The organism is Bradyrhizobium sp. DOA9, from assembly GCF_000617845.2.
Taxonomy (GTDB): domain Bacteria; phylum Pseudomonadota; class Alphaproteobacteria; order Rhizobiales; family Xanthobacteraceae; genus Bradyrhizobium.
Map to the genome: position 1 here is coordinate 6,045,514 of NZ_DF820425.1, position 18,568 is coordinate 6,064,081.

The 18,568-nt window shown below is 66.5% G+C and carries 17 protein-coding genes; 5 read left to right on the forward strand and 12 right to left on the reverse strand.

Features of this window, described 5'->3' with window-relative positions; genetic code table 11:
* Nucleotides 1-197: 197 nt before the first annotated feature.
* The 7 genes from cckA to flgB all read right to left on the reverse strand — a co-directional run bounded on the left by cckA (nucleotide 198) and on the right by flgB (nucleotide 6,460).
* Nucleotides 198-2,783, reverse strand: coding sequence for a cell cycle histidine kinase CckA (gene cckA / locus BDOA9_RS28590; protein ID WP_025037369.1), 2,586 nt, complete (start codon nucleotides 2,781-2,783; stop codon nucleotides 198-200).
* Between the two features lie 155 nt (nucleotides 2,784-2,938).
* A complete protein-coding gene (flhB, locus tag BDOA9_RS28595) occupies nucleotides 2,939-4,018 on the reverse strand; it encodes a flagellar biosynthesis protein FlhB (RefSeq protein ID WP_025037370.1) in 1,080 nt (359 codons plus the stop codon).
* Nucleotides 4,019-4,031: 13 nt separating this feature from the next.
* Nucleotides 4,032-4,802 carry a flagellar biosynthetic protein FliR gene (gene fliR / locus BDOA9_RS28600; RefSeq protein ID WP_025037371.1) on the reverse strand — a complete coding sequence of 257 codons (771 nt, stop codon included), beginning with the start codon at nucleotides 4,800-4,802 and terminating at the stop codon, nucleotides 4,032-4,034.
* A gap of 17 nt (nucleotides 4,803-4,819) precedes the next feature.
* On the reverse strand, nucleotides 4,820-5,083 hold the full coding sequence (gene fliQ, locus BDOA9_RS28605) for a flagellar biosynthesis protein FliQ (protein ID WP_025037372.1): 264 nt from the start codon (nucleotides 5,081-5,083) through the stop codon (nucleotides 4,820-4,822).
* A 169-nt stretch (nucleotides 5,084-5,252) separates the two neighbouring features.
* Nucleotides 5,253-5,561: a flagellar hook-basal body complex protein FliE gene (fliE, locus tag BDOA9_RS28610; protein WP_025037373.1), complete on the reverse strand. Its 309-nt coding sequence runs from the start codon at nucleotides 5,559-5,561 to the stop codon at nucleotides 5,253-5,255.
* 16 nt (nucleotides 5,562-5,577) lie between these two features.
* Nucleotides 5,578-6,003, reverse strand: coding sequence for a flagellar basal body rod protein FlgC (gene flgC / locus BDOA9_RS28615; RefSeq protein ID WP_025037374.1), 426 nt, complete (start codon nucleotides 6,001-6,003; stop codon nucleotides 5,578-5,580).
* 52 nt (nucleotides 6,004-6,055) lie between these two features.
* Nucleotides 6,056-6,460 carry a flagellar basal body rod protein FlgB gene (flgB, locus tag BDOA9_RS28620; RefSeq protein WP_025037375.1) on the reverse strand — a complete coding sequence of 135 codons (405 nt, stop codon included), beginning with the start codon at nucleotides 6,458-6,460 and terminating at the stop codon, nucleotides 6,056-6,058.
* A gap of 347 nt (nucleotides 6,461-6,807) precedes the next feature.
* Here flgB and BDOA9_RS28625 point away from each other — a divergent pair, with 347 nt between their 5' ends.
* Nucleotides 6,808-7,770, forward strand: a complete 963-nt coding sequence (locus BDOA9_RS28625; RefSeq protein WP_025037376.1) for a flagellar biosynthetic protein FliO — start codon at nucleotides 6,808-6,810, stop codon at nucleotides 7,768-7,770.
* Nucleotides 7,767-8,525, forward strand: coding sequence for a flagellar type III secretion system pore protein FliP (gene fliP / locus BDOA9_RS28630; protein ID WP_025037377.1), 759 nt, complete (start codon nucleotides 7,767-7,769; stop codon nucleotides 8,523-8,525). The genes BDOA9_RS28625 and fliP overlap by 4 nt, the downstream gene beginning before the upstream one ends.
* 190 nt (nucleotides 8,526-8,715) lie before the next feature.
* Here the strand turns inward: fliP and BDOA9_RS28635 are convergent, their stop codons facing one another.
* The 5 genes from BDOA9_RS28635 to fliL form a co-directional block, all read right to left on the reverse strand.
* Nucleotides 8,716-12,408, reverse strand: a complete 3,693-nt coding sequence (locus tag BDOA9_RS28635) for a hypothetical protein (RefSeq protein WP_025037378.1) — start codon at nucleotides 12,406-12,408, stop codon at nucleotides 8,716-8,718.
* Nucleotides 12,409-12,512: 104 nt separating this feature from the next.
* Nucleotides 12,513-13,274, reverse strand: coding sequence for a MotE family protein (locus tag BDOA9_RS28640; RefSeq protein WP_025037379.1), 762 nt, complete (start codon nucleotides 13,272-13,274; stop codon nucleotides 12,513-12,515).
* 25 nt (nucleotides 13,275-13,299) lie between these two features.
* Nucleotides 13,300-13,746 carry a DUF6468 domain-containing protein gene (locus BDOA9_RS28645; RefSeq protein WP_025037380.1) on the reverse strand — a complete coding sequence of 149 codons (447 nt, stop codon included), beginning with the start codon at nucleotides 13,744-13,746 and terminating at the stop codon, nucleotides 13,300-13,302.
* Nucleotides 13,743-14,945, reverse strand: coding sequence for a flagellar motor switch protein FliM (gene fliM, locus BDOA9_RS28650; protein ID WP_025037381.1), 1,203 nt, complete (start codon nucleotides 14,943-14,945; stop codon nucleotides 13,743-13,745). Before fliM ends, BDOA9_RS28645 begins: the two co-directional genes overlap by 4 nt.
* A 19-nt stretch (nucleotides 14,946-14,964) precedes the next feature.
* Complete coding sequence (gene fliL, locus BDOA9_RS28655) at nucleotides 14,965-15,462, reverse strand: flagellar basal body-associated protein FliL (protein WP_025037382.1); 498 nt, start codon at nucleotides 15,460-15,462, stop codon at nucleotides 14,965-14,967.
* Between the two features lie 382 nt (nucleotides 15,463-15,844).
* Here fliL and flgF point away from each other — a divergent pair, with 382 nt between their 5' ends.
* From flgF to flgA, 3 genes are read left to right on the forward strand one after another with little or no spacing between them, the layout of a single operon-like run.
* Nucleotides 15,845-16,609 (forward strand): flagellar basal-body rod protein FlgF, encoded by a 765-nt coding sequence (gene flgF / locus BDOA9_RS28660; RefSeq protein ID WP_025037383.1) that lies wholly within the window; start codon nucleotides 15,845-15,847, stop codon nucleotides 16,607-16,609.
* A 16-nt stretch (nucleotides 16,610-16,625) separates the two neighbouring features.
* Complete coding sequence (gene flgG / locus BDOA9_RS28665; protein ID WP_025037384.1) at nucleotides 16,626-17,414, forward strand: flagellar basal-body rod protein FlgG; 789 nt, start codon at nucleotides 16,626-16,628, stop codon at nucleotides 17,412-17,414.
* Between the two features lie 10 nt (nucleotides 17,415-17,424).
* A complete protein-coding gene (gene flgA / locus BDOA9_RS28670; RefSeq protein WP_025037385.1) occupies nucleotides 17,425-18,564 on the forward strand; it encodes a flagellar basal body P-ring formation chaperone FlgA in 1,140 nt (379 codons plus the stop codon).
* Nucleotides 18,565-18,568: the final 4 nt, after the last annotated feature.

An 18,568-nucleotide genomic window follows, 5' to 3' on the forward strand; every position in this document is an offset into this window, starting at 1 on the left:
ACCGAGGTCGCGGGTTACCGGTGGCTTGGGGGCGGAGTTTCCACTCTATCCCCGTCATTGCGAGCGTAGCGAAGCAATCCAGAAATCCCTCCGCGGAGGCAGTCTGGATTGCTTCGTCGCAAGGGCTCCTCGCAACGACGATGTTGAAGCAATCGGGCGCAATGACGGAGGGCGCGGGAATGGCGCGTGCACGCCCCTCACCCCTGCTTCGTCATCGTCTCCTTCACCGCCGCCACCAGCTGGCTGAGCGTGAAGGGTTTCGGCAAGAAGTCGAACTGCTGGCCTTCGGGCAGGCTCTTCTCGAAGGCATCCTCGGCATAGCCGGAGACGAAGATGAACTTGATGTCGGGGTTCTTCTCGCGCATCGCCTTCAGCAGCGTCGGGCCGTCCATCTCCGGCATGACGACGTCGGAGACGACGAGATCAATCGCCCCGCTCTGCTCGTCCAGCATTTCCATGGCCTCGACGCCGTTCTCGGCCTCGACCACGGTGTAGCCGCGCGAGCGCAGGCCGCGGGCGTTGAGTGCGCGCAGCCCCTCCTCGTCCTCGACCAGCAGGATGGTGCCCTGGCCGGTGAGGTCGGTGCGCGGTTTCGCCTCGGCCGCCGCGGCGGCGGCTTCCTTCGCGGCGCCGTTGGTCGCGCTGACCAATGCTGCGGGCTGCTCGACCTGCACCTCGGCCTCGGCGTGGTGGCGCGGCAGGAAGATGTGGAACGAGGTGCCCTGCCCCGGCTCGGAATCGACATAGATGAAGCCGCCGGTCTGCTTGACGATACCGTAGACGGTCGAGAGCCCGAGGCCGGTGCCCTTGCCGACTTCCTTCGTCGAGAAGAACGGCTCGAAGATCTTGTCGCGGATGTCGGCGGGGATGCCGGTGCCGGTGTCGGCAACCTCGATCCGGACATAATCCGCAGCCGGCATGCCCTTGTAGGCGAGCTTGCCCGCGTCCTCGGTGGTGACGTTGGCGGTGCGGATGATCAGCTTGCCGCCGTCGGGCATGGCGTCGCGCGCGTTCACCGCGAGATTGACGATCACCTGCTCGAACTGGGAGACGTCGACCTTCACCGGCCAGAGGTCGCGGCCGTGCACGAGGTCGAGCTTGACCTTCTCGCCGATCAGCCGGCGCAGCAGCATGGTGAGATCCGACAGCGCGTCGCCGAGATCGAGCACCTGCGGCCGCAGCGTCTGCCGCCGCGAGAACGCCAGCAATTGCCGCACCAGGGTCGCGGCGCGCGTTGCGTTCTGCTTGATCTGCATGATGTCCTGGAACGACGGATCGGTCGGCTTGTGCGCGTTCAGCAGGAAGTCGTTCGCCATCATGATGGCGGAGAGCACGTTGTTGAAGTCGTGGGCGATGCCGCCGGCGAGCTGGCCCACCGTCTCCATCTTCTGCGACTGGTTGATCTGATTCTCCAGCGCGCGCCGCTCGGTGGTCTCGAGCATGTGCACGATGGCGGCTTCCGCCTCGGTCTCGGCGGAATCGACCGGCGTCACGAAGAACTGGCCCCAGCGCTCCTTGGCCCCTTCCAGCGCCACCTCGACCGGCGCGATGTCGGCCTTGCCTTCGGCGGCCTGGTTGATGGCCGCGATCAGGAGGTGCCGGTCGCGCGAATTCACCGCGCGGAAGATCGACTTGGAGGAAGTGTCCAGCCCCAGCGCCTGGCCGAGCTTGGCATAGCGCGCATTGGCACGCACCACGTTGCCGGCGCGATCGACGGTCGCGATCGCCATCGGCGTGTGGTCGAAGAAGCGCATGAAGCGCACTTCGGCGGCACGGTCAGGATCGCTGCGCTCGTCGCGGGCACGGCTGATCACCAGCGTGCGCGAGGGCCCCGGCGCGCCGTCGGCGCCGAAGGCGAGCTTGTGATAGAGCCGCACCGGCATGGTCTTGCCGGAGCGCATGCGCAGGTCGATGTCGAAGACCTCGGTCTTCACCTCGCCCGGCACCGCCACGATCGAGGTGAGCAGCGAGGCGCCGTCCCCGGAGACGATGTCGGTCAGCTTCAGGCCGCCCGAGCCGATCTCGGCGAGGTCGTAGTCGAGCCAGTTCGCCAGCGTCGCGTTGACATAGGCGAGCTCGCCGGCCGGGTTGACCGAGAAGAAGCCGCACGGCGCGTGATCGAGATATTCGATGGCGTGCTGGAGCTCCTGGAACACGTCCTCCTGGCGCTCGCGGTCGCGCGTGATGTCGGCGATCGACCACACCGCGTATTTAGCCTCGCGCTTGCCGGTGCCGAGCGGGCGCACGCGCATGCGCAGCCAGCGGCCCTGGTTGCCGTCAAGGCCGGAAATGCGCACCTCTTCCTGCTGCCGCTTGCCCTCGCGGGCGGCTTTCAGCAGCCGGAACACGGCCTCCGAGACGTCGGGATTGCCGATGAAGACGCGCTCGACGGGGCGCACGTCCTGCGGTCCGCTGGCGCCGGTCAGCGTCAGATAGGCGGCATTGGAATAGACCACGTGTCCGCGCGCGTCGGTGACGGCAAGGCCGTCGAAGGCGTGATCGGAGATGCGGCCGATGATGGGATCGTCGAGATTGCGGTCCGCGAAGCGGATGATGCCGGCGGCGAAGGCGAACAGGTTGAACAGGCCGACCATCGCCAGCACGGCGAGGATGCCGAGGATATAGGGCTGCGCCTGCGCGCGCCCGAGCGTCATCAGCCCGACGGCCACGGCGACGAGGCCGGCGGCCACCAGCAGCACCAGCGCAATGCTGCCCGAGCGCGGCGACGGCTCGTGCGCCGCAACGGGCTCGCGTGTGAGGTCGTGGTCGGTCTCGGCGGTCATTCTCGAGCTGGCGCAGCCTGTCGGCAGAGAATCAACGCGCCACCGGGCGCGTGGGGTCCTCCCTGCCTGAATCGGACCCTGAGGTGCAAGGGCAGCAGCGGCGAAAGGTACGCTGATTCCCAGATTACGGCCATTTCCGGTACTTTTCGGGCATTTTATCCCCGCCCGGCGCCAAATCCGCGCTTCAGGCGCATGACGTAGCCGATGACTTCGGCGACGGCATGGTAGTGCTCGGTCGGGATTTCCTGGTCGATGTCGACGGTGGCGTAGAGCGCGCGGGCCAGCGGCACGTTCTCCACGATCGGGATGTCGTGCTCGCGGGCGATCTCCCGGATCTTGAAGGCGAGGTTGTCGACGCCCTTGGCGACGCAGATCGGCGCGGTCATGCCGCGCTCGTAGGACAGCGCGACCGAATAGTGGGTCGGGTTGGTGATGATCACGGAAGCCTTGGGAACCGCCGCCATCATGCGCTTCTTGGCGCGCTGCTGCCGCAGCTGCCTGATCTTGCCCTTGATGTGCGGGTCGCCTTCGGACTGCTTGTATTCTTCCTTGATCTCCTGGAGCGACATCTTCTGCCGCTGGAACCAGCTGCGGTACTGGAAGAAATAGTCGGCGATGGCGACGATCGCGAGCGCGGCGACCACCGCGCCGAGCAGTTGGATGGTCATGCTGGTGCTGGCGCCCAGCATGGCGGCCGGATCGAGCCTGACCATCGCTTCCATGCGGTGCCGCTCCGGCCACAGGATCATGGTCATGACCACGCCGAGAGCGACCAGCTTGCCGATGCCTTTGAGGAAATTGGCGGCCGCCTGCTTGCCGAAGATGCGCTTGAAGCCGGCGCCGGGCGAGATCTTGTTGAACTTGGGCTTGAGGGACTCGGCCGACCAAACCAGCCGGTGCTGCAGCATGTTGCCGGCGATGGCCGCCAGCACCAGCATCAACAGGGGCACGCCGATCGCGGCAAGCACGGCGAGCTCGATCTGCTGCGTCAGCGCGAGCAGGGCCTTGCCGTCGGTCTTGATCATCCAGGAATTGGCGAGCAGGTTGCGCATCGGCGTCAGCAGCCCGCTGCCGACCGAGCCCGAGAAGGTGGAGACGACGAGCGTGCCGCCCGCCATCATGAACCAGGTGTTGACCTCCTGGCTCTTGGCGACGTCGCCGCGTTCGAGCGCATCGTCGAGGCGCTTTTGCGTCGGGTCTTCTGTTTGACTTTCGGGATCGTTGTCTTCCGCCATCGGTCGAGCCCCGTCACTTCAGCGGCATCATCTGGTGCATGACACCGATGAAATAGTCGAGAAAGGTGCCCATCATCGCGGTGAGCACCACCGCGAGGACCAGGAAGCCCGCGAAGATCGACAGCGGCACGCCGACGAAATAGACCTGCATCTGCGGCATCAGCCGCGCCAGCACGCCCAACCCGATATTGAAGACGAGGCCGAACACCAGGAACGGCCCGGAGAGCTGCAGGCCCAGGCTGAACGCGGCGGCGAAGGCGCGCGTCGCAAGCGAGGCGACGTCGCCGCTCGACACGGTCTCGCCCGGCGAGAAGATCGTGTAGCTGTCGTTCAGCGCCGCGATCACCAGATGATGGCTGTCGGTGGCGAACAGCAGCGTCACGCCCAGCATGGTCAGGAAGTTGCCGACCAGCACGCCCTGCTGGCCCTGCGTCGGATCGACCGAGGTGACGAAACCGAGCCCCATCTGCTGCGCGATCACGGATCCCGCGACCTGGAGCGCGGACAACGTCACCCGCGCGGTCGCGCCGAGGACGATGCCGATCGCGATCTCATGCAGCATCAAGACCAGCAGCGGCGCCAGCGAGCCCATGTCGACCTGATAGGCGTTGCGATGCAGCGGCAGGATGATCAGCGTGAGCAAGAGCGCGATCGACAGCTTGATCCGCGTCGGAATGTTGGTCTCGCCGAGGCCGGGCAGCAGCATCACCATCGCGCCGACCCGGGCGAAGGCCAGCATGAAGGAAGCGGCGAGCGCCGGCAGCAGCGAGACGTCGATGCGCATAATTCACGCATTGTGCCTCAGCCGCCGATGATTCGCGACGATATCCGCAGCATGTGGGCGTGCATCGAATCGGCCATGAACGGCAGCGCCAGCAGCATCGTGGCGAAGATGGCCAGGATCTTCGGCACGTAGATCAGCGTCTGCTCCTGGATCTGCGTCAGCGCCTGGAACAGCGACACGATGACACCGACCACGAGGCCGACCACCATCAGCGGCGACGACACGATCACGATGGTCCAGATCGCGTCACGCGCGACGTCGAGGGTCTCGGGTCCGGTCATTTGCAGAATTCCTTGTTCAACCTACATCCCCGCCACCGCGGCGAGGAACAAACGCCCTCTCCCCGTCATTGCGGGCGCAGCGAAGCAACCCAGACTGTCGCCGCGGAGAGATTTCTGGATTGCTTCGCTGCGCTCGCAATGACGCCTGCGGCGAACGCCAGCGCAAAAATCAAATCTGCATCTTCATGATGTCTTCATAGGCCGCGATGACGCGGTCGCGGACCGAGACCAGCGTCGACACCGCGACGTCGGTGTCTGCGACCGCCGTGACCACGTCCATCACGTTGGCCTTGCCGGCGGCCATCGCCACCGTCTGCGCGTCGGACTTGCGGCCCGATTCCATGACGCTGCCGACGGCGTCCTTCAGCAGCGCGGCGAAGGATTGTCCGTTCGGTTCGCTGCCCTTGCCGGCGCCGCTGCTCTCCAGCACCCGGGCGAGGTTGGCGTAAGCATTGGCGGCGATTGTCGGTGATGCCATGGCTCAAATGTCCTGTTCAACTCTTGAGGATGTCGAGCGTGCGCTGGATCATCCGGCGCGTCGCACTGATGATGTTGAGGTTGGCTTCGTAGGACCGCTGCGCGTCGCGCATGTCGGTCATCTCGACCACCGAGTTCACGTTGGGATATTTGACGTTGCCGGTGGCATCCGCCGCCGGATTGTTCGGCTCGTATCTGACGCGGAAGGCGGACTGGTCGGGCTTGATCCGGCCGAGGGTGACGACCTGCGCGTCGAGCGTGCGGTCGAGCGCGGAGGAGAAGGTCGGCACCTTGCGCCGGTAGGGATCGCCGCCGGCGGCCTGCGCCGTCGAATCCGCATTCGCGATGTTCTCCGAGATCACCCGCATGCGTCCGGCCTGCGCGCGCAGGCCCGAGGTCGCGATTGCCATGGAGCGGGCGAAGTCGCTGCTGTCATTTGCCATGTTCCGCCTCCTTCAGGCCTAACCCTTGTTCAGGCCTAACTCTTGTTCAGGCCTAACCCTTGCCGATCGCCGTCTTGAGCAGGCGCAGGCTCTTCGAATAGAGCGAGGTCGCCGCCGCGTAGTCCATCTGGTTGCTGGCGGCCTTCATCATCTCCTCCTCGAGATTGACGGCATTGCCGGCAGGGCGGGTCTCGAAACCGGCGTTCTTGTTCTGGTCGAAGGCGGAAGCCGCCCCCGATGGCGTCATGTGCGAGGCGCTGGTCCGGGTCATGGCCAGAGGCCCCATGGACCCCGTGACGGCGCCGGCCTTGTCGAACTTCGGCTCGACGAGGTCGCGCGGCCGGAATTTCGGCGTGTCGGAATTGGAGACGTTCTCGGACAGGACGCGCTGGCGCTCCTGGTGCCACTGCATCTTGGTGCGAAGCACCGACAGTTCCGGGATATCGTTGATGGACATCGTCGCGGCTCCTTCCGCCGCTCCGGACCCAAGGTCCGAAGCTAGGCAGAATTTGCCGCGTGTATGGTTAACAGCTGGTTAAGACGTCGCGGGCCTCTGTCCCCGGACGGCACACGCATGCGCGCGCCCCGTGATTCTACGCTCCCAAAACCGGCATTAACCCAACCGTTGGCGGTGCGTGCACAGGGCAAGAAGTCGTTTTGGATCGGGCGATTCATGGGTTATTAAGAGTTGGGGACGGCAAAACTTGCCGTGGAACGTTAAGAAATCGCAGTTTGGGGCATCGTCCGCCGGTGGTCGGCAACTGACCATGGGCACGAGAAAAGCGCCATTTGTCGGGGACAAGTATGCAAGGCAGCCCTATCACCTTCATCGTCGCGTTCATCGTCGTGCTGGCGTTGATCGGCGTCGCTGCATGGCTGGTTCGCCGATTCGCCGGTGGCCGCGTTGGCGCCAACACCCAGCGCGGCCGGATGCCCCGCCTCGCCGTGATCGACGCCGCCGCGGTCGACGGCCGGCGCCGGCTGGTGCTGGTCCGGCGCGACAATGTCGAGCATCTGCTGATGATCGGCGGCCCGACCGACATCGTCGTCGAGCCCAACATCGTTCGCGCCGCGCCCAGCCGCGACCAGATCCCGCAACGTCCGAACGCCGCCGAACCGCCGCGCCTTGCCCCCATGCCCGATGCCGGCGGCTGGGCCGACGACGCGCCGCGGCCCGAGCTGCTCGACCATCCCGAGCCGCAAATGCCCGAGCCGCCGCCGCGGCCCGCGCGTCCCTCCTTCGCCGACGAAGTGCGCCGGCCGGCACCTGCGCTGGCGGAACGCCGCAGCGAGCCGGCTCTCGGCGGCTTTACGCCGGAGCCGAGCACGCCGCGTCCCGAGCGCGAGCCGTTGCCGCCGCGCATTGCCCGCAGCGAGCCGCCGCTGATGCCGCGTCCGCCGCGCGGCACCGAGCCGATGAAGATGCCGCCGGTGCGGGCCGAGCGCGCCGCCGCGCCGCCGCCACCCCCGCCTGTGCCGCAGGCTCCGCCCGTTTCGCCGCCGGCGCCGGCTGCTGCGCCCTCGAGCGCCGAGCAAAATCTCGCCGAAATGGCGCAGCGCCTCGAGGCTGCCCTGCGCCGCCCGGCCGGGGAGACGGTCGCACCTCCGGTTGCGCCCGAGCCGCCGCCCGCTCCCCCCCGCGCCGCGCGCAGCGAGCCGCCGGCGCCGCCCGCCGCGCCGGCAAAGCCGGCCGCAGAAAAGACCAGCTTTGAAAATCTCGAAGACGAGATGGCCTCCCTGCTCGGCCGTCCGAAGCCATCTTCGTGAGGTTGCCGGCCCTCCCGCGTAGAGTTCTTTTCCTTTCTGTCCTGGTCGGCGCGGCTTCGCTCGCGATGCCGTCGCATGCCCAGGACATCAGCATCAATCTCGGCGGCGGCGCCGGTGGCGGCGGCGTCACCGAGCGCGCGATCCAGCTGATCGCGCTGCTCACGGTGCTCTCGATCGCGCCGTCGATCCTGATCATGATGACGTCGTTCACGCGCATCGTGGTGGTGCTGTCACTGCTACGCACCGCGATGGGCACCTCGACCGCCCCACCGAACTCGGTGATCATCGCGCTCGCGATGTTCCTCACCTTCTTCGTGATGGGCCCGGTGCTGCAGAAATCCTACGACGAGGGCATCCGCCCGCTCGTCGCCAACCAGATCGGCGTCGAGGATGCGTTCCAGCGTGCCTCCGTGCCCCTGCGCGGCTTCATGCAGAAGAACGTGCGCGAAAAGGACCTGAAGCTGTTCCTGGATCTCTCCGGCGAGCCGCCGCCCGCGACGCCCGACGATCTCGCCTTACGCATTCTCGTTCCCGCCTTCATGATCTCCGAGCTGAAGCGCGCCTTCGAGATTGGCTTCCTGTTGTTCCTGCCCTTCCTGATCATCGACCTCGTGGTCGCCTCGGTGCTGATGTCGATGGGCATGATGATGCTGCCGCCGGCAACGATCGCGCTGCCGTTCAAGCTGATCTTCTTCGTGCTGGTCGACGGCTGGTCGCTGGTGGCGGGGAGCCTGGTGCAGAGTTACGGGGGGTGACAGCGGGGCGACATCAATGCCTCTCCTCAGATCTCGACGAAGGCCCCCGACCTCTCCCCGTCATTGCGAGGAGCCCTTGCGACGAAGCAATCCAGTCTGCCGCTCCGGAAAGATTCTGGATTGCTTCGCTGCGCTCGCAATGACGAGTTTGTGGCGCGGTCACGGGCCGCGCTTTCCGCGGTGCCGAGCCCTACCGCGTCATCTTGATCTGCCGGACGACCGGGATCGTGGGCAGCGAGCCGGTGTGGTCGCTCTCGTCCTTGGCCTGCGGCGCGCCGGGGGCGCGCGCGGTGGCGTCGGGGAAGCGCTGCTTCATCTCGCGCAGGAAGCCTTCGAGCGTATCGACGCTGGCGGCGAGCTTGGCGATCTCGGCGAACTCGGCGCTGGAGGCTGCGGCCGGCTTGCTGGCAATGTCGAAGGCGAGACGGTCGGCGCTCTCGCTCATCAGCGGGGCGTATTTCTCGCGGAAGCGCGACAGGCCGATCGAGTCGTCGGCGAGTGCGTAGCCGACGGCGGCGCGTATGATGTCGCTCTTCTCGACCGCATTGAGCGGCTTGAAGTCGCGGAAGCGGTCGCCGTAATAGAGCTCGATCTGCTCGGCGGACTCGCGCCAGCGCCGCGCCGCCCAGAAGATGTCGGAGCGCAGGCGGAGCACCTCCCGCCCGGCGACGTTGGAGACGATGTCGAGCGCGAGATCGTGACGGCCGACGTCGCTCTGCGCGCGCGCCTCCAGCAGCAGGCGCTGCTGCCTGAGTTCGCCCGAGAGATCGCTGATGCGGCTCGCGCGCAACGCGGTGATGGCCATGTCGGGCTTGCGGTTGGCGAGATAGATCATGGCAAGGCGTGCGGCGACCTGGGCACGCGCCGCGCCTTCGAGGCGATGATCGACCTGGTATTGCAGGAGCTCGGCGGCCTGGTCGAGCAGATCGATCGAGACGAGACGGTCGGCGAGCCGGCGGATCAGCTCGTCGCCGCGGCGGCCGATCGGCGTCAGCTCGCGGAACTCGTAGAACATCCCGAGCGCCTCGACCGGCGGCAGCTCGTCGCCCTTCGGCCCGAGGAAGAGCTGCGTGAACAGCTCGGAGGCGAGATCCTGCGCCTGACGCGAGGCTTCGGCGTTCGGCTGCAGCCTCGTCGCGGTGCGCGCGGCGGTGAGCGCATCGCGGTAACGCCCGTTCTCGGCATAGAGACGCGACAGCATCTGCAGCGTCTTGACCTCGATCGCATCGCCCCGCCAGGTCATCGACAGCGTCTCCAGCTCGCGCAGCGCCTCGTCCTTGCCGATCTCGTCTCGCTTCTGGCGCAGCGCGATCTCGAGCTGCTTGGCCTCGGCCGCAGCCGGACGGTCGTTCGAGGCGACCGCGAGCTTGTAATCGTCGAGCGCATCCTTGTCGTGGCCGAGCGCCTCGGCGAGCCGGCCGCGCAGCACGGCGAAGCCAGGCGCGGCCTCGGGCGGAACGCCGACCACCTCGAGCTCGCTGCGGCGCTTGGAGGCGCCGGCATAGTCCTTCACCTCGAGGGATGCGCGCATCGCGTCCATCGTCACGATGCGCTGGATGTCGAGCGGCAGCGAGGCGATGGCGAATTCGACGTTCTTGAACTTCTCGCGCGCGTCGGCCCATTTGCCCTGGCGCGCATAGGCCAGCGCCTTCCAGAGCTGGGAATCGTGGCTGTTGCCGATCGCAGGATTGGCGAGATCCTTCAGGCCCTGCGCCGGCCGGCCGATCAGGATGCTGGCGATCGCATGCATGATCAGTGCGCCGCTCTCCTCCTTGTTGAGGGGATCGCCCAGCATCAATTCGGTGACGGCCTTGGCCTCGTGATACATGGCACGTGACATGTAGAATTGCGCAAGATCGAGCCGCGGCAGCGAACGCAATGCCGGCTCGACGGCCGAGATCGCGGTCATCAATTCGTTCTGACGAACCCAGAAATTCTCCGACTGGCCTTTGCGCCAACCTTCGGGGCTGAAGACCGGCCGCACCGCGGTCGGCGCCCGCTCGGCGGAGATGTCGACCGGCGACAGCGTCAGTCCGCCCTTCTTGCCGAGGATCACCTTGTCCGCGCCGACCTCGACGCCGATCTCGTCGGAGTTCGGCCGGATCGCGATGCCGTGCGCGGATTCCAGCAGCGAGAGATCGACAAGGTCCTGCCGCTTGATGAAGCCGCGCACCGGCCGCTGCCCGGTGACGACATAGAGCGTGTCGCCGGCGTCGGGATCGGTGAGCTTGTGCAGCAGGCCCGGATTGGCGAAGGGAATGGCGATGTTGGCGAGCGCGGGATCGGTGATGTTGCGCGACATCATCAGCGGCAGCGGCGTCGCCTGGATCTTGTCGGCGAGCGTCAGCATCCAGTTGATCTCCTTGCCGACCTCCTCGCTCGTCAGCGAATAGACCAGCGGGCGCGTGAGACGGATGCGCACCGCCTGCCCCTTGTCGAGCGGGACGCGGCCGACCTCGCCGATCATCGCGCCCCCCCTGGTGCGGATCGCCTCGACATCGATCGGCTTCGGCGTATCGAACACCAGCCACACGGTGTCGCCGCGGCGGAACGCCGCCGCCGGTGTTGCGACCTGAAGCGGGAACGTCACACGCAGACCGTCGCTGTCGCGGCGTGCATCGACGCTGGCGATCGTGGGCGCGAGCAGCGCCGCGGCGGACGCATCCTTGACCGGCTCCTTCGCGATCTCCTTGGGCGCTTCGACAGGCGCAGGCGGCGCCGGCTTCGCAGCTTCCTTCGCAGCTTCCTTGGGCCCCTCCGCAGGTTGCACCGCTTCGGCGGCGGGAGCGGCTGCCGGTTTCGGCGCCTCGGCCGGCGGCAGCGCGGCGGGCGCTTCCACCTTCACCTCGGGCTTGATGTCGACCTTCGCCTCGCGCGCGATCGTCTCGGAGGTCGGCGGCGCGATCTCGCGCTGGGCGCCCTTCTTCTCCGCGGCCGGCTTTTCCGGTGGGGGCGCAGGGCTAGCTGCCGGCCCGTGACCGGCCGGCTTCATCTGCGCGATCGCCGCTTCGGGCAACGCCGCCGACTTGCCCTTGTCGGGCTGGAAGGAGACGTCGACGACATAGTTCTTCTCGTCACGGAACGAATGCACGTCTGAATCGCCGACCAGCGCGATCTCGACACTGGTCTGGTCGATATCGGACTTCTGCTTGATCGAGGCGACGTTCGGGGGGGCGGCGACCACCGCATCCGCCAGGTCGAAATTGAGATTGGTGTTGAAGACCAGCGTGAGCTTCTGCTCGTTGAGGACGGAGGAGACGCCGACCCCGTCGGGCATCTCGAACACGAAGCGCACGAAGGTCGGCTGCACCGAGGCGCGCACGCGGATCTGCGGACGCTTCTTGGCCTCGGCGGCGGCGCGCTGGGCCCGCAGCGCGCGCTCGGCGGCGCGTGCCCGCTCGGCGAGCTCCTTGACCACGTCCATGGGCAGGCTCGGCGGCGGTCCCTTCCAGCCCTCGGGCAGCAGGTCGACGAAGGTGCGCTCGCCGGCGTTCATGGTGTTGACGGTGACGCGACGCGCCAGCGACAGACGAATGGCGCCGCCGTCAGGATCGCGGCGGGCGGAGTTGACGTAATCGGGCGCGCCTTCCGGCACGCGATCGACCGGAACATCCACGGGCCGATCGAAGCGGATGATGAGGATGGAGCCCGCGGTCGTGACCTCGGAGGGAACATCCTCGCCGAGCTTGATGACGAGACGGGCAAAGCCGCCACCGGCTGAAAACGTCGCCTCGCCCCTGATCGGATCGGCCGCCCGGCTAGGTGCACCGAGGCCCATCAGGAAGCAGGCGGCCAGCAAAGGCAGCTTGCGGACATGGCGCGACACGCCTTGCGCCAAAGCGCGGGCTCGCGACACAAATCCAGCGGCAGCCTCTCGCGCCATTGGCGGCATTTCTTCCGGTTCGACGGGTCCACACCGGCACTGGTGCCGGCCCCTGCCTTCGACTCTAAGGTTTTGCCAATTAAGGACTTCTTAAGTATGAGCCCTCAATTCGGCTTTTGCGTCGGCCTGCCGTCGATCTTGGGCAATTCGCCGGCCGAGGCGGACTGATCGCCGCCGCCATTGGCGCGGCGGGCCATCTCGACGGTCAGGCGCTCGGCCGCCTCGGACGACATCAGCCCCAGAATGTCCGACATCTTGCGCGGCGCGATCGCCGAGGCGATCTCGATCAGCACGCCCATTTCGAGCCGGTCGAACACCCGCGCGGCGTCCTTGGGCTTCATGCCCTCGTACATGGTCACGAGGCCCTTCATGCGCTGGGCTTCGGCGGCCTTCTGCTCGGCCTGGGTCGCGGAGATGCGGGTTTCCACCGCCTTCATCTCCTCGACCTTGGTCTCGATGCGCTTCTCGGCGGACTTGAGCAGGCTCTCGCGGATGTCGATCTCGCGCTGGCGGGCCTCGATCTCCTGCCGCCGCGCCTGCAACCGTTCCAGGACGGCGCGCTCCGAGGCCGAGACCTGCGGCTGGCCTTCCTCGATCTTGACCACGGTGCCCTCGGGCTTGGTCTCGGGCGCCGCGGGCTTTGGCGCTTCCTTCGGCGCGCCGTGGGTCGATCCCGTGATATCGGGATCGTCGCGGCCGGTCGGGAAATTCAGGTTCTCTTCCGCCCAGGATTTCTTGCCCTGGTTCGGCTTGTAGTCGAAGACATAGCCGCCGTTGATCGCGAGGCCCGCCACCTTCAGCATGGCGAGGCCTGCGACGGCGAGCAGGACGACGGGAATGACGCGGATGTTACGAAAGGACTTCATACCCTGACTTCATGCGGCAAGGACTTCATGCGGCAAGCCCGTTGGATCGTCGGCGCTCGGAGAAGGCTTCGGCGGCGGCCGCGACCGCCTTCGCGCTCGACGGCTTGGCCGCGGGCGCGGCGACCGTCTCCGGATTGGTGACGGGACGCGCGGCGATCGCGATCTTGGACAGGCGCCGCACCACGTTGTCGGCCTCGCCGAGCTGCTTGTAGAGCTGATCGGACATCTGCGTCGCGGCGGCGAGCTGGCTGCCGAGATTCTCGTTGACGTCGCGCACCGCGAGCTTCAGCCCGCCAATCGCGCGCTCGGCGATCTCGGTCGCGGTGATCAGCTCCCCGATGACGGCCTTCAGCGAATGCTCGTCCGCCTTGAGCCGCGTCAGGCGCTTGTTGAGCATGACGCAGTAGACGATCGTCAGCATCAGCAGGATAGCCACCAGCGTCTCGATCGCCATTCCCAGGGAGTGGTTCATGGGGCCTCCATCATCTTGTTCTGCTCGTCAACCTTCTCGAACATCGCAAGTGTCGTACTTGGCTTGCGCAAGGGTTTCGTCACGCGGATCGCGACACGGTCGCCGACCCGGCCCATCCGCCCCTCGGTCAGCGTGACGTCGCCGCAGCGCACGGTGACGTTGGCGTCGGCGCGCATGTCGAGCGGCAGCGTGTCGCCGACCTTGAGCCGCATCAGCTGCTTGAGCGGAATGTCGGCCTCGTAGAGCACGGCATCGACCGCGATCTCGGCCTGCACGATCTCGGTGGCGAAATGGCCCTCCCAGACCGGGTCGCGGCCGAACTTTTCGCCCATGAACATCTGGAGCAGGACGCCCCGGATCGGCTCGATGGTCGCGTAGGGCAGCAGCAGCTCGATGTTGCCGCCGCGGTCTTCCATGTCGATGCGCAGGCGCACCAGGATCGCGGCGTTGGCGGGACGGCTGATCGCGGCGAAACGCGGATTGGTCTCGAGCCGGTCGATCGTGAAGGTCACCGGCGACAGCGGCCGGAACGCCTGCTCGGCGTCGGCCAGCACCACCTCGACCAGCCGCTTGACCAGCTCGGTCTCGATCGTGGTGTAGGGCCGGCCCTCGATGCGCAGCTGGCTGGTGCCGCGGCGGCCGCCGAGCAGCACGTCGATCATCGAATAGATCAGGTTGGAATCGACCGTCGCCATGCCGAAGTTCTCCCACTCCTCGGCCTTGAAGACGGTGAGGACGGCGGGCAGCGGGATCGAGTTCATGTAGTCGCCGAAGCGCACCGAGGTGATGCGGTCGAGCGAGACTTCGACGTTGTCGGAGGTGAAGTTGCGCAAGGAGGTCGTCATCAACCGCACCAGGCGGTCGAAGACGATTTCGAGCATCGGCAGGCGCTCGTAGGAGACCATCGCCGAATCGATGATCGCGCGAATGCCGGAATGGTCGTCGAGCGTGACGTCGCCGACGGTGAAGCCGAGGAGATTGTCGATCTCCTCCTGCGACAGCACCCGCTCGCCTGAATTCTTGCCGCTGCCGAGATCGCGGCTGCCGTCCTCGACCATGGCGGCCCATTGCAGGGCCATCGTCTCCGACAGCTCGTTCTCGGCGGCAGCCTTTGCCGCCTCGGCGGGATCCTCGCTGTCGAGCGAGGCCTCCCACTGGGCGGCAATTGCATCCTGGTCGACTTGGTCGTTGCCCGCCATGATCCCTAGTCCGTCATGCTCACTGGACCACGACTTCCTTGAACAGCACGGCGCTGACCTGGATCGGGGCGACCGCCGCGTTGACGCGCTTGGTCAGCTCCTCCTTGAGGCGGAAGATGCCGGCCGAACCGTTGAGGTCGGACGGGCGCAGCTCGCGCACATAGGTCTGGAAGATGTCGGTGACGCGCGGCATCGTAGGCTTGATCGCCTCGATCTGCTTCTCTTCCTTCAGCTCCAGCACGATTTTCAGCCGCAGATATTGCACGCGCTCGCCGGGCGAACCGGCGAGGTTGACCATGAGGTCGGGAACGTCGACGAAAGCGGGCGGCTTCGGCGGCGGCGCGGCCTCGGCATGATGCTCGTCGCCGCCATGACGGAAGAAGAAGAACCAGGTCGCGGCGCCGCCGCCGAGCAGGGCGAGCACGCCGACGACCATGATGATGAGCTTGAGCTTGTTCTTCGGCGGAGCGGCTTCCGCGCCGTCGGCGGCTGCGCCGCCTTCTTCATTCTCTGCCATGTTGCCGCGCCCGTTCATCTCTCAAAGGGGTCGAAAGAGCGAAGCCTCCTGGCAGACCGTGACGCGATACGAATGCCCCAGCGCGATGCGCTCCTCTGATGCGCAAACGCTACGGTAATAATGGTTAACGGAATCTTTCCATTGGGCCTCTGCTAGGAAAAATCTGCCGGGCAAACATGGCTAACAGAACCTTTCTGCCGCCCGCCCGCGCCCGTCGAAAATCGACAAGCAATTGAAAATACATGTCTTTTTTGAGTGGCACGGCTTTCGCTGAGAGAGGGCCGAGACCTCACGGCTTGGGAGAGCCCGACGGTCTCGGTCACGGGGTCCGCCAGGGCGCTTGGGAGAGCGAAATGGCAGATCCGCTCAGGGGAGATTTCCGATGCAGAACGCGCGTCTGATCGGCTTGTCACGGCAGATGACGTTGGAACGGCAGATCGATGTCATCGCCAACAACGTCGCCAATGCCAACACCAACGGCTTCAAGTCCGACCATTCGCTGTTCGAGGAATACCTCAACTCGAACGCGCGTGAGGACAATTTCATCGGCCGCGACCGCCGGGTCTCCTATGTCCAGGACCGCGGCACCTTCCGCAACATCAGCCAGGGGCCGATGGAGCCGACCAACAATCCGCTCGACATGGCGATCAACGGCGGCGCCTATTTCGCGGTGCAGGCCAATGGCGGCGGCGAGTTCTATACCCGCGACGGCAAGTTCTCGCTCAACAGCACCGGCCAGCTCGTCACGGCCGACGGCAATCTCGTGCTTGGCAATGCCGGCCCGATCACCTTCCAGCCGACCGACCACGACATCAACGTCGCGCCCGACGGCACCGTCACCGTGCTCGAGGGCACGGCGCGAACCGACTCGATCCGCGGCAAGATCCGCATGGTTTCGTTCGACGACCCGGCCAAGCTGACCAAGCTCGGCGCCAATCTCTATGCCGCCGGCGCGGCGAACCAGCAGCCCGACACCAAGTCCACCCTGCAGCAGGGCTATGTCGAGAAGTCGAACGTGAATGCGGTCGGCGAGATGACCCGCATGGTCGAAGTCATGCGCAGCTACACCGCGATCGCCAACCTGCTGCAGCAGCAGAGCGACCTCCACAAATCGGCGATCGAGAAGCTCGCCGACGTTCCGGCCTGATTGAAGGAGAACTGAGATGCAGGCGCTTCACACCGCAGCGACCGGAATGGCGGCACAGGAACTCAACGTTCAGGTGATCTCCAACAACATCGCGAATCTGCGCACCACCGGCTTCAAGAAGCAGACGGCGGCATTCCAGGACCTGATCTACGAGCACGTCCGCCGCGTCGGCGCCCAGTCGTCGGACCAGGGCACCATCCTGCCGGTCGGCGTCGACATCGGCGGCGGCGTCAAGACCGTCGGCACGCCGCGCAGCATGACGCAAGGCACGCTGTCGCAGACCGGCAACGACCTCGATCTCGCGATCTCGGGCGAGGGCTTCTTCAAGATCCTGATGCCCGACGGCACCTTCCAGTACACCCGCGACGGCACCTTCCAGATGGACAATCAGGGCCGCGTCGTCACCGCGCAGGGCAACCCGGTGCAGCCCACCATCACCATCCCGAACAACGCCTCGGGCATCAGCGTGAGCGAGCAGGGCCAGGTCTCGGTGACGCTGCCGGGCTCATCGACGTCCTCGATCGTCGGCCAGATCGGCATCACCCGCTTCATCAACAAGGCGGGCCTGCAGCCGGTCGGCAACAACCAGTTCACCGAAACCCCGTCCTCCGGCGCACCGCAGGACGGCACGGCGAACTCCGAAGGTTACGGCAAGATCACGCAGGGCAGCCTGGAACAGGCCAATGTCGACGTCGTCTCGGAGATGAGCGACCTGATCGCCGCCCAGCGTGCCTACGAGATGAACGCCAAGGTGATCAGCGCCGCCGACCAGATGATGCAATCGACCACGGCGCTGTTCCGTTGAGGTGATGACGATGATCCGCGCCACCCTCGCCGCCATCTCCACCCTGCTCGCGCTGGCCTTGCCGGCAGCGGCCGCCGACGATTTCATCGCCGCGCCGACGCTGCGGGCAAGCGTCACGGTGACCTCGGACGTGGTGCGGGTCGGCGATCTCATCGACAACGCCGGGTCGGCTGCGCTGATTCCGGTCTACCGCTCGCCCGATCTCGGCACCACCGGCACGCTGACGGTCGGCCAGCTGCTGTCGGTGCTGCGGGCTAAGCAGGTGATCGGCGTCATGACCGGCGACATCAAGGAGGTCCAGGTCACCCGCCTCGCCCGCACGCTCGCGAGCAAGGATATCGAGAACGCGGTCGCCGCCGCGCTCGAGCGCCGCTTCGGCCTCGGCGACGCCGCCAACATCACCATCACGTTCGACCGCAGCGTCGCCGAGATGCGGCTCGACGCCTCCAACAGCGGCGCGCTGCAGCCGGTCGCAACCCGCTATGATGCCCGCAGCGGCCGTTTCGACGTCGCCTTCGAGATCGCCAAGGACGGCAATGCCGCGCCGACCAAGCTGCGCTTCACCGGCACCGCGATCGAGACGGTGGAAGTGGCCGTGCTGACGCGCGACATCGACCGCGCCGAGCTTCTGAAATCCTCCGACCTGTCGTTGGAGCGTCGTCCGAAGGCCGAGGTCGCCGGCGAGCCTGCCTCGCGCGACCGCAGCATCGGCATGCAGCTGCGCCGCGGAATGCGCGCGGGCACGCCGATCCGCGCCGCCGACCTCGTCAAGCCCGACTTCGTGGTGCGCGATCAGGCCGTCACCATCATCTACCAGGTGCCCGGCCTCTATCTCACCACGCGCGGCAAGGCGATCGAGAGCGGCGCCGAGGGCGACACCGTCAGCGTGCTCAATCTGCAGTCCAAGCGCACGCTGAGCGGCGTCGTCACCGGCCGCGGCCAGGTGACGGTCCAGGGCGCCAGCCAGTCCGCACCGATGGCACCGGCGGTCGAGCAGACCTCCTCGGTCAGGCGCGACAACGTGCCCGCGGCCGCCGCCCTGGCGCAGAGCCTGGTCCAGACGCCCACGGCCGAGATCGCCCAAGCCCAGATCCCGCAAGCCCAGATTCCGCAAGTTCGCCTCTCGCAAGCTCCAGCCAAGTCAGAGTAGATTC